Genomic DNA, 11635 nt, shown 5'->3' with positions numbered 1-11635 from the left:
TGGCCTCATCTAAATGATTTTTCCCATAAAGATCATTCTAACTTTAACATTTCTTCTTCCAACTTATCACACAAATTAGTGAGTAGATGGCTATAAATACTTTTAATTTTTTCGTACATTAATTTTGCCTGCTCCTCATTATAAAGATTTGAAGTTTTGTTTCTGTCTACCATCATATCAATCCACTGTTTTCCACTTTCAATTAATCCAAATCTATAAGATTCTTTTATCGCTTCTCTAGGACTTCTAACCTCCGTTATCCTTGTGTACTCCAAGAACATCTTCATAAGCTTCCAGCTTAACTCAAATGTGAACTTAAAACGTTGTATGACACCATCATACACAATATCGTCTTCTAGCTGTATTTGGGTTGCCTCGTGAAGTCTAGCCCTGGCACGTTTGTAGTCATTAAGCTTCTCGTAGAGCCTTTCCTTCATAAATAACTACACCTTCTTTCAATATGCTGAATATCAGCTTTCCTCATTTAGTAAGCTTAGTTTAGCAATAAACACTTGCAAGACAAACAACAAATCAATTCCTAGTTTACAAAATGAGTTTAGGTTTTTTGAGGTGGAGTTGTATAAGAAGAATATTTAATGAGTGACTGGTACCACAGCTCTTTAACGCATCTTGCTGCAAAAGAATTTGCTGTTTGTTGATTTTATTTCATTCATTAAACCTTTTATTTAAAAATAATGAATTAAGTGTGTCGAAGTCTATAATTTTAAAGTCTTTGCTTAATTTCCTCGAGGCTTCTCTAAGCTCTTCTGCATCTAAGTTTTCGTAGTTTCCTACAATCAAATATAAAGAAGGTTCTTTTACCCTTACATCATATATTTGTTGAGCATATTCCTTATTAAGATCAAACTCAAAATACTCTTTGTAATTTGCTAACTGAGATGTCCCTTCATCAATATAAGTAACAAAACCGCGTCTTTTATGGGTCCGTGTAGTTAATTTTTCCTTGTCTAATTTCGGTGTTTTTAAATCACAAATGTCATAAAATCCATCACTTCTTTTAACCATAAAATCAGGATTTATAAATTTTTCACTTGGATCAGGGTTTCCTTTCTTCCACTCAAACTCCTTCTCATATAAAAAGCCCTCACAAGTTAAAGCTGTTTTTAGAAAAGAAGGGTTTTCATTCAAAAAATCTCCAATTGTCGTTTCTCTTAGACCAGGAACAAGAAATGTATTAATAAATTGGCTAGAAATTAACTCCTTTTCTAGCTTTTCACCTTGCTTATATCTTACCCCATATAGTTCATTAGTTGAGTTAACAGGCCATTTTAACTTGCTATTTAACAGTCGCTTATATTTGTGAGCTGATTTGCTCTTATCTACAATTATCATAGATGTAATCTGCTTAACACGATAAAATTCATTAAACCTATTAACAAGAACACAATTTTCAATAAAAGCCGAACCAAAATCATCCCCGAAGCTTATTAAAGCTCCATTTTCACTACTTTCTTTAATGAATTTTGTTGACCATCTGTTATGGAATTTAAATCGCCTATCTAATTCTTTAACATCGTAGGGGGTTGAGACAAGAAAGTCTCGTATTTCTATGTTATCCCCATTAAAATTTAAGACTCCATTCCCTTTATGATGAGACTCAGTATCAAATTGATATAGATACCTTTGAGTTGATTTCTCTTTATGTTTTTTTGTGTTCAAATTAGTAAAGCCTTTGGTTGCCCCAAATAGTTCTAAAATAAAGTGATCATCTGTTTCAGTATAAAGGGCAATATTTGGGAATAAAAGGTTTCCTTCATCTTGAAGAGTAATTTGCTTAGTGATAACCCCTTTGAAGATAGATTTGAAATAATCAGTGAAAAATTTATTACTCAATTCTATAAATGTCTTTAATTTCAAGTAAAATTCCCTCCATTCAAACGTTAGCTAAAACTATTATAACTAAAGTCCTTTTTTTTGGTAACATATAAACTAATCTTTCCATCAAGAAAAGCTAAATTTTCATAGAGTAAAAGAAGGACTTTTAAGGAAGTATGTAGAAAAAAGTGGTAAGAAGGTTTAATTTGGGGGGAAATATGAGTACTAGAGAAGCAACAGATACTATAAGAGGATACTTTTACCAATTTGACTATTCAATTGCACAATTACTTGGTTTAAGTAATGTAGACGACTCTATTACAATTGAAGGAATTGAGGATGTTGATATAAAGACAGTAGAAAAAGATGTGGCCATCCAATGTAAATACTATGCTAAGACAGAATATAATCACTCTGTTATTGCAAAGCCGATAAGATTAATGCTTACTCACTTTAAAGATGTTAAAAGCGGCAAAAGACCGAGCTTAGATTATCATTTATACGGTCACTATAAAAGTGGTCAGCATAAGCTAACTTTACCGATTGATATTGACTTTCTAAAAGACAATTTCCTTACATACACGAAAGACCGAATTAAGTCTTGCCATCACGAGGATTTGGCACTGTCTGATGATGATTTAAGAGAATTCCTAAATAAACTTAATATCGATATTCACGCTAAAGAATACAATGAACAATGGGAACAAGTAATAGATTCGATCAAAGAGCACTTTGATTGTACTAAGTTTGAGGCTGAACACTTTTATTACAACAATGCAATTAAACTTATAAAAGAAATATCAACAAAGCCATCCGGTAGGACAGTTAGTAAGAGTGAATTCCTGAGAAGAATAGATACAAAAGAAATCCTTTTTAATGAATGGTTTGTACTTTTCAAAGGAAGAAAGAAATTTTTAAGGAATTTAAGAAACCAGTATTTCCCATCAACTTTAAACACCTCGCCATATGAAAGGTTTTTTTTAATTGAAGTGAATAGTTCTACCTATGAAAGATTAGAAATAAAGGAATTAATCTTCTTGATATCAAAAAGGTGGTCAAATCTATCAAGGAGAAATCCTACCACGTTTTGTCCATATATTTATATACATAATATTTCGGCTGAAGAGTTAATTAATTTAAAGATTGATTTACACTCAGAGGGGTTTAATTTCATAGACGGGTTTGATTTTCACGGTGCACCTTTTTCACCTAGGTCTATGTGTGTTACCGCAGGTCCCGCTAATAACATTAATGTGAAAATTATTAATGATATTGAACATATAAAAATGACACTTGATGAAATAAGTACAACTAAAGAGGTTTATCAGTTTTATCAGGAGGAGCCATATTTTAATTCCGGTGACATTAGTGCGAAACACATCAAAATTCCACTTCAAGATATTAAGGAAATAAAGGAGGTCATATAGTGTCTGTAAATGAAAAAATAAATGCTGAGGTTATTTCGGTTTTTCCAAATAAAGTAAAGATATCTGTAGACAAATTAGAGGATTTTAGGGTGGCTGATGAAACCCTGAAAGTAGGTTCGTATCTTAGAGTTTTTGACAATGATAAGGCGGTTTTAATCGCTATTATTGAAAATTTCTCTATTGAGGTTAGTGATGAAGGTCAGAGAAAATATATAATTGAAGCTAACCCAATGGGATTAATTAAAGACGGTGAATTTATTAGAGGTGGTGATTCACTAGCTATCCCTCCCAAAAAGGTAGAACCAGCAACTGAAGAGGATATTAGAAAAATTTACACCGAATCAATTCCAGATAATGTGAAATTCAATTTTTCATCTTTATCAACCAATAATGATATTAGTGTTCCTGTTGATGGGAACAAATTTTTTAATAAGCATATTGCAGTAGTCGGCTCAACAGGGTCTGGGAAGTCACACACACTTTCAACCATTTTACAGAATGCCATAAACGAGAAAGACGGAAATTTTGAACTGAATAACTCTCACATAATACTTTTTGATATCCACTCTGAATACAGGTCAGCATTTCCAGAAGCAAACTTTATCGATATTTCTAATCTTACACTGCCTTACTGGTTGTTAAATAGTGAAGAGTTGGAAGAGTTATTCCTCGATACAGAAGCGAACGATCACAATCAGAGAAATGTATTTAAAGAGGCAGTAGTAAATAACAGAAAGCTTAAACTAAATCGTGATGCGGCTGACAGGGAAAAAATACATTTCGATTCCCCAACTTTCTTTGATTTAAATGAAGTATTACAGTATGTTGAAAATCGAAATAATGAAAGGAAAAAGGATAATGTGATCCAGTGGAAGGATTCTGAGGGAGAAATCTTTATAGACAATGAAGAAAACCGTCATAAGCTCTTTTTTGAAAAATTAACACCTCAGGGCACTTCCAATGGAGGGGTTACTGGTAAGCTAATTAATTTTATTAATCGCTTAGAAAACAAAATTAATGATAAGAGATTTGATTTCTTGCTTGGAGACCCTTCAAAACAAATTACGTTTGAAGAAACATTAGAAAATTTATTGGGATATAAAAAGGAAGCGAAATCTAACGTTACTGTTTTTGACTTAAGTGGTGTTCCATTTGAGGTTCTAAGTATAACTGTCTCTTTAATTTCAAGAATTATATTTGAGTACGGATACTATTATAAAAGGTTAAGAACTGAAGATGACCCTCAACAGAGTATAAATAATGATGTTCCTGTGCTTCTTGTTTACGAGGAAGCGCATAAATATGTACCTAACAGTGAGTTATCCAAGTACAGGTCTTCTAAAAAATCAATTGAAAGGATAGCTAAAGAAGGAAGAAAATATGGAGTAACACTCCTTCTTGCTAGTCAAAGGCCCTCAGAGATATCTGAGACTATTTTTTCCCAATGTAACAACTTTATAGCTATGAGATTAACAAACCCAAACGATCAAAATTATGTAAAAAAGCTGTTACCTGACACAATGGGGAATCTTATAGAAAAAATGCCTTCATTAAGAGCTGGTGAGGCTTTACTAATTGGGGAATCAATTGTGCTTCCAACAATAGTACAAGTTGACGAATGTCAATCACCCCCATCATCTAGTGATATCCCTTATTGGCAATTATGGAAAGATAAGTGGAAGGAACTTGATATAGGGAAAATTAAGAATGAATGGTATAAATAGATATATTGGGCGCAGTTCATCAGTAATTGGATTGCGCCCCTTTCTATTTAAGTGTACGTGAAGATATATAGGTTTAATTCGAAAGGATAGTTGGACTCAGCTGCTTCTATATAAGAGTTCGGCAAGTGTTCCTGGATCTCCCTAGTAATGATTTCTTTTTTAATCACAAGTAACTTTTCTCCTTAAACTTCTCATTTTCGATATCACCCCATTAAGGCAAGACATTTCGCTTAATTCCATAATTGGTCTATATTATTATATACATAGGGGAATTCAAAAGCTCCCAATTAATTTATATGTCATTGAACAATTTTATTGTATTTTTTGTGAACTAAAATTTAACACAGTGTTTCAGTCCTCTTACATTTTGGTTATTTTAGATGCATATCTAAATAAGTATGATATAAATTAATTATGGTGAAACCTTTTTCCTTCCTTTAACGTATTAATTAATGAGGGTATCACTTCTTTTTTTAAGAATACTAGCTATTATAGATATCAAAAATATAATGTGATTCAGATGGGCTTCATATGGATGCTTAAGTTTAGGAGTAACTAACCGTTTAAAATATCGGGCATATATAAAAAAACAACTTTAGGTTATTCCAAAAAAATCGTTTTGGCAGTACACATGAGATGGGGATTTTTGAAATGAAAGAGAAGGGCCTAGAGGAGGTTCTGAACCCTTCGGAGATCTTTCTCGAGGAAAGGTCTCAAGGAGCAGCGGGATCGATTGTCGTAGCCTCTATGGAAGGCACAAGACCTGTCTTAGTTGAGATCCAGGCTTTAATCTCACCCACATCCTATGGGAACCCTAGAAGAATGGCTACAGGGCTTGATACGAACCGTGTGCCTTTATTAATGGCCGTTTTAGAAAAGCGGGCAGGCTTGCTGCTTCAGAATCAGGATGCCTATATAAAGGTAGCAGGTGGAGTCAAGCTGGACGAACCTGCAATTGATTTGGCGGTTGCCCTGAGTATTGCTTCAAGCTTCCGTAATCAGGCTTCGAATGGGGATGATGTGGTTGTAGGTGAGGTCGGTTTAACGGGTGAGATTAGAAGAGTAGCCCGTATCGAGCAACGGGTTCAGGAAGCGAATAAACTCGGTTTTAAACGAGTGATTATTCCAAAGAAAAATTTAGATGGCTGGACACCGCCACAGGCGATTGAGGTAATCGGTGTCAATACTGTCCAAGAAGCCATGCAGGTCATATTGGGGGAGCGGTAAATGGAGTTACAAGAAACAAAAGATAACGGCATCGGAGAGATTCTTAAATTTGTTGCGCCTGGTACACCGATTCGTGACGGCATAGACAATGTATTACGTGCCAAGACGGGCGGGCTTATTGTTGTAGGGTACGGTGAGACGATTCAAGAGCTGGTCGATGGCGGGTTTCATATTCAATCACGTTTTACCCCCGCCCATTTATATGAACTGGCTAAAATGGATGGAGCATTAATTTTGAATGATGAGGGTGCAAAGATCCTGTATGCCAATGCACAGTTAATGCCTGATCCTGATATTCCTTCAACCGAAACGGGTATGCGCCACAGGACGGCGGAGCGAGTGGCGAAACAAACCGGCCATTTGGTTATTGCGATTTCCCAGAGGAGAAATGTAATTACTCTTTATAAAGGTCCTTTACGGTATTCACTTAAAGATATTGGTGTGATTTTGACAAAAGCAAATCAAGCGATTCAGACGCTTGAAAAATATAAAAATGTGTTAGATCAAAGTGTGACGAATTTAGGTGCAATGGAATTTGAAGATATGGTCTCTTTTTCAGAGGTCGTTCAGGTCGTTCACCGCATCGAAATGGTCTTAAGGATTAAAACAGAAATTTTGAACTACGTAAACGAACTTGGAACAGAAGGCCGCTTAATTCAACTGCAGCTTACAGAGCTTGTTTCAAACATTGAAGAGGATGCAAAGTTTTTATTGAAGGATTATAGTAAGCGTCCGGACTATGAACCATATTATATCCTGCGAAAAATGCAGGAAGGGGCAAACGCAGAATTATTATCAGATGAACAGGTGCTGAAGCTGTTAGGTTATTCATCTGCTAAAAAAATGACTGATCCTATCTATCCGAGGGGATATCGAATATTGCATCGCATTCCAAGACTTCCCATTGTAATCATCGAACATCTTGTAGAGAGATTTGGTACGTTAAACGAGATTGTTCAAGCTTCCGTAAAAGAACTAGTTGAAGTGGATGGTGTAGGGGAAATTCGAGCTACAAAGATTCGTGATGGTCTTGAGCGGATTCAGGAGCAATTATTTGTTGATCGGCACATATGAGTAAATTTGACAGGGTAATAGGTTGCATGATATAATTTTAGTTTTTAAATTGACTGTATTTGGAATTTGTGCTAGTTTAGGAATCATCATTTATGTTTTTATCGATTAATAATCCGTGAATTTGGTCATAATGTGATCAAGGAGGTGAATGAAGTGCTTAGACGAATTGTTCAGTTATTTATTGTTGTAACCGGGGGGACGCTTGGTTATCTTTATATCCCCGAATTACTCTCGATGATGAATGTTACATGGCAAGGATGGATTCAATCCGTAGTCGGGGCCGTTTTAGGAGCACTAATCTTATTTTTACTAACATTTTGGGTTGTAGATTATATTGTTAATTTTTTAAGGTGGGTAGAGGATGCACTCGTACGCGCCCCTGTTGCTGATTTGCTATTTGGGAGTCTTGGATTAATTGTCGGGCTGCTCATTGCTTATTTAGTCAATAACATATTACAAGATATTAAGATTCAAATTGTTAACCAAGTTTTACCGATTTTCATAACGTTCCTGCTAGGTTACTTCGGTTTTCAGGTAGGGTTTAAGAGGAAGGACGAGTTCTTAAACTTGCTTACCATTGCCAACAAGAAAGATAAAAAAACGAGTGAAGAAGAGCTTGCAGAGGCGGGCGTTGTGGACCGTTCAATGATTCCGAAAGAGAAAATTTTAGATACAAGTGTGATCATTGATGGACGAATTGCTGATATATGTGAAACCCACTTTCTTGAGGGCACGATTGTGATTCCACAGTTTGTTTTGGAAGAACTTCAGCATATTGCCGACTCTTCGGACGGTCTCAAACGTAACCGCGGTCGACGTGGACTAGATATTTTAAATCGTCTCCAAAAAGATTTACCTGTAAAGGTGGAGATTTATGAAGGGGATTTTGAGGAAATTCAGGAGGTGGACAGTAAGCTTGTGAAGCTTGCTAAGGTTATGGGCGGCATTGTCGTTACAAATGACTTCAACCTTAATAAAGTATGTGAATTCCAAAACGTCCAGGTCCTAAACATTAATGATCTAGCAAATGCGGTTAAGCCAGTTGTTCTTCCAGGTGAAGAGATGACGATTCAGATTATTAAAGACGGCAAAGAACAAAAACAGGGAATTGGCTATTTGGATGATGGAACGATGATTGTAGTTGAAGAAGGGAAGGAGTACATTGGCAGGACGATTGAGGTCGTCGTGACTAGTGTCCTTCAAACATCTGCAGGCCGCATGATTTTTGCTAAGCCAAAATCACTTGAAAAAGCTTTATAAAAACGGTATAAACAAATAGAGAAAAACAAAAGTGATAACGGTATGTTATCGCTTTTGTTGTTTCAACAAAAATATTAAGTTTTTGCGCATAGGAATGTCTAGCATCTTCAGGGACACCTGCCTTTCGCGCTTTTTCTTGATTAGGATGGTAAAAATGACGAATTATACAGCCGTTATTCTAGCAGCCGGCCAAGGGAAGAGGATGCTTGCCGGTAAGAATAAACAGTTTTTAATGATTGATAATAAACCATTAATTATACATACACTTGCGGTTTTTGTATCAGATCATTGCTGTAAGGAAATTATACTCGTAACAAATCACCAAGAGCATGAACAAATGAAGGAACTTATCAAAGCATATGATTTTGCGGCGGCCATTACCCTGGTAAATGGGGGGGCAGAGCGACAGGACAGCGTATATGCAGGCCTGCAAACAATTCAGCATACCCAACTTCCTGTATTTATTCATGATGGGGCCCGTCCTTTTGTAAAACATGAGAATTTACATAAGCTGGCGGAAGTGGTGCGTGATAACGGAGCAGCTTTGTTAGCTGTACCGGTGACGGATACGATTAAACGAAAAAACGAGGGGTACCTGCAGACGCTTGAGAGAAGGTTGTTGTGGGCGGCCCAAACCCCGCAAGGCTTTGACTATCCATTAATCTTGGATGCCCATGAACAAGCCCGGATTGAAAAATATGACGGTACGGATGATGCTTCTCTAGTGGAGCGTTTGGGCAAGAAGGTTGAGGTTGTTGAAGGAAGTTATGACAATATTAAGCTAACGACTCCGGAAGATTTAACAAAAGCAGAGGCTTATGCAGGCGGTAATCAAACAGGAAAGGCAGAGGATCAGGCTATGTTTCGAATAGGTCAAGGATTTGATGTGCACCAATTAGCAGAAGGACGTAAATGTATTATCGGCGGTGTTGAAATTCCCCATGAAAAAGGGCTGATCGGTCACTCCGATGCTGATGTGTTGCTCCATGCGATTGCTGACGCCTGTCTTGGAGCAATTGGAGGAGGGGATATTGGCAAGCATTTCCCAGACACGGACCCTGAATTCAAAGACGCCGACTCTGGTCAACTTTTGAAGCATGTATGGAATGTTGTAAAAGAACAAGGCTATGACCTAGGGAATCTTGATTGTACGGTGATCGCAGAGGTCCCGAAAATGGCGCCTTATATTGATGACATTCGTGAGACTATTGCCCGTTTATTAGCAACAGAACAATCACGAATAAATGTGAAAGCCACAACTACAGAGAAACTCGGTTTTCCTGGAAGGAAAGAAGGGATTGCCGCCCAGGCTGTTGTTCTTCTGCAAAATAGTCAACAATCTTAGGTGAAAAGTGATAAAATAAGAAAAGGATTACGCTCGGTTTAACGGGAATTTGGAAAGGAGAACAAATGTATGACGAACGAAGTACGCGTGCGCTATGCACCAAGTCCAACTGGGAATCTACACATTGGTAATGCCCGGACTGCTTTATTTAATTACCTTTTTGCAAGAAATGCGGGAGGTAAGTTCATTATTCGTGTAGAGGATACGGATGCGAAACGAAACGTAGAAGGTGGCGAGCAAAGTCAGCTGAACTACTTGAAATGGCTCGGAATTGACTGGGACGAGGGTTCTGATGTCGGTGGCGATTATGGTCCATACCGCCAAATGGAGCGTCTTGATTTATATAAAGAATATGTAGCTGAACTTCTTGAAAAAGGGCATGCTTACAAATGTTACATGACGGAAGAAGAACTTGATTTAGAGCGAGAAGCACAGCGTTCTCGGGGAAAAGTGCCTAAATACTCTGGTGCTCATAGTGATTTGTCAGAAGAACAAATTAAGCAATTCGAAGCGGAAGGCCGTCAGCCAAGTATTCGTATTCGTGTACCAGAAAACAAAACATACAAATTTAACGACCTCGTACGGGAGGACATTTCCTTCGAATCCAGTGATTTTGGCGATTGGGTTATTGTTAAGAAGAATGGAACACCGACCTACAATTTCGCTGTTGCTATCGATGATCATTTAATGGAAATTACCCACGTGCTTCGCGGTGAAGAGCACATCTCTAATACACCAAAGCAAATGATGGTATATGATGCATTAGGCTGGGAACCGCCAACATTTGGCCACATGACCCTTATTTTGAATGAAGACCGTAAGAAACTAAGTAAGCGTGATGAGCATATCCTGCAATTCATTGAACAGTATAACAAACTCGGGTATTTACCTGAAGCACTATTCAACTTCATTACTCTGCTTGGCTGGTCACCAGTAGGAGAGGAAGAGATTTTCACAAAAGATCAGCTTATTGAACAATTTGATGCTGATCGCTTATCTACGTCCCCTGCGATTTTTGATCCGGCAAAACTGAAGTGGATGAACAATCAATATGTGAAGGCATCAGATTTTGACCAAGTTGTTGAATTGACACTCCCTCATCTTGTTGAAGCGGGTCGTTTGTCTGAAAATATGTCTGAGGATGATCGGGCTTGGGCCCGTGAGCTTATTGGGCTTTACCAAGAGCAATTGGATTATGGTGCTGAAATCGTTGAACTTACGGAACTCTTTTTCAAAAAGGAAATCCAGTATGATGAAGCGGCAATGGACGTACTTAAAGGAGATCAAGTACCAGAAGTACTGGATACGTTTAAAACGAAGCTTACGGAACTTGAAGATTTCTCACCAGCGAACATCAAGGCCCAAATTAAAGCAACCCAAAAAGAAACAGGCCATAAAGGGAAGAAATTGTTTATGCCGATTCGTGTAGCAACAACTGGCCAAACACACGGACCAGAGCTGCCTGACGCTATTCACCTTCTGGGTATCGAAACGGTCACGATTCGTTTGAACGATGTCTTAAATCAGCTTCAAGCTTAAACGATTCACAAACACAATCTTTTATCATATAGTAAAGATACCTATAGGAAACGTTGAAGAGGAGAAGTAAGGAGTCACACCCTTAGGCAGAGAGAATCACCTTAGGCTGAAAGTGATTTTAAGGACGTACTTCTGAATGCACCTCGGAGTCTGACGCCGAACAAAGTAGGCTTTCAGCGGTACCTGCCGTTATCAGGACTTAA

The 11635-nt window shown here is 37.4% G+C and carries 8 protein-coding genes, 1 pseudogene and 1 other annotated feature (1 of these 10 cut by a window edge); of the genes and pseudogenes, 7 read left to right on the top strand and 2 right to left on the bottom strand.

The genetic code is table 11. The features are described 5' to 3' along the window. Nucleotides 1-32 precede the first annotated feature (32 nt). Nucleotides 33-437, bottom strand: a complete 405-nt coding sequence (locus tag MUO15_RS13335) for an HI0074 family nucleotidyltransferase substrate-binding subunit (RefSeq protein WP_245029837.1) — start codon at nucleotides 435-437, stop codon at nucleotides 33-35. Between the two features lie 229 nt (nucleotides 438-666). Further along, a complete protein-coding gene (locus MUO15_RS13330) occupies nucleotides 667-1878 on the bottom strand; it encodes a Shedu anti-phage system protein SduA domain-containing protein (RefSeq protein WP_245029835.1) in 1212 nt (403 codons plus the stop codon). A gap of 176 nt (nucleotides 1879-2054) precedes the next feature. Here MUO15_RS13330 and MUO15_RS13325 point away from each other — a divergent pair, with 176 nt between their 5' ends. From MUO15_RS13325 to gltX, 7 genes and pseudogenes are all read left to right on the top strand, one after another. After that, nucleotides 2055-3263, top strand: coding sequence for a DUF4297 family anti-phage-associated protein (locus MUO15_RS13325; RefSeq protein ID WP_245029833.1), 1209 nt, complete (start codon nucleotides 2055-2057; stop codon nucleotides 3261-3263). Then, nucleotides 3263-4987, top strand: coding sequence for an anti-phage-associated helicase HerA (herA, locus tag MUO15_RS13320; protein ID WP_245029831.1), 1725 nt, complete (start codon nucleotides 3263-3265; stop codon nucleotides 4985-4987). Before MUO15_RS13325 ends, herA begins: the two co-directional genes overlap by 1 nt. A gap of 609 nt (nucleotides 4988-5596) precedes the next feature. After that, nucleotides 5597-6214: pseudogene (locus MUO15_RS13315) on the top strand (magnesium chelatase domain-containing protein); the annotation flags it as partial. Continuing rightward, entirely contained in the window at nucleotides 6215-7288 is a 1074-nt protein-coding gene (gene disA / locus MUO15_RS13310) for a DNA integrity scanning diadenylate cyclase DisA (RefSeq protein ID WP_245029829.1), read from the top strand. Between the two features lie 153 nt (nucleotides 7289-7441). After that, nucleotides 7442-8548 (top strand): PIN/TRAM domain-containing protein, encoded by a 1107-nt coding sequence (locus MUO15_RS13305; protein WP_245029827.1) that lies wholly within the window; start codon nucleotides 7442-7444, stop codon nucleotides 8546-8548. Nucleotides 8549-8642: 94 nt separating this feature from the next. Beyond that, entirely contained in the window at nucleotides 8643-9893 is a 1251-nt protein-coding gene (locus MUO15_RS13300; protein ID WP_318036161.1) for a bifunctional 2-C-methyl-D-erythritol 4-phosphate cytidylyltransferase/2-C-methyl-D-erythritol 2,4-cyclodiphosphate synthase, read from the top strand. A 69-nt stretch (nucleotides 9894-9962) separates the two neighbouring features. Continuing rightward, on the top strand, nucleotides 9963-11432 hold the full coding sequence (gltX, locus tag MUO15_RS13295) for a glutamate--tRNA ligase (protein ID WP_245029826.1): 1470 nt from the start codon (nucleotides 9963-9965) through the stop codon (nucleotides 11430-11432). A 44-nt stretch (nucleotides 11433-11476) separates the two neighbouring features. Then, nucleotides 11477-11635, top strand: a binding site (T-box leader) (it continues 55 nt past the right edge of the window).

Origin of the sequence: Halobacillus amylolyticus (assembly GCF_022921115.1) — a bacterium.
GTDB classification, from domain to species: domain Bacteria; phylum Bacillota; class Bacilli; order Bacillales; family Halobacillaceae; genus Halobacillus_A; species Halobacillus_A amylolyticus.
This window is presented reverse-complemented; position numbering and strand designations above follow the sequence as displayed.

Coding starts and splice junctions, on each gene's coding strand:
- MUO15_RS13335 (WP_245029837.1), bottom strand. CDS start 437: ATGAAGGAAAGGCTCTACGAGAAGCTTAATGACTACAAACGTGCCAGG.
- MUO15_RS13325 (WP_245029833.1), top strand. CDS start 2,055: ATGAGTACTAGAGAAGCAACAGATACTATAAGAGGATACTTTTACCAA.
- disA (WP_245029829.1), top strand. CDS start 6,215: ATGGAGTTACAAGAAACAAAAGATAACGGCATCGGAGAGATTCTTAAA.
- MUO15_RS13300 (WP_318036161.1), top strand. CDS start 8,643: ATGTCTAGCATCTTCAGGGACACCTGCCTTTCGCGCTTTTTCTTGATT.
- gltX (WP_245029826.1), top strand. CDS start 9,963: ATGACGAACGAAGTACGCGTGCGCTATGCACCAAGTCCAACTGGGAAT.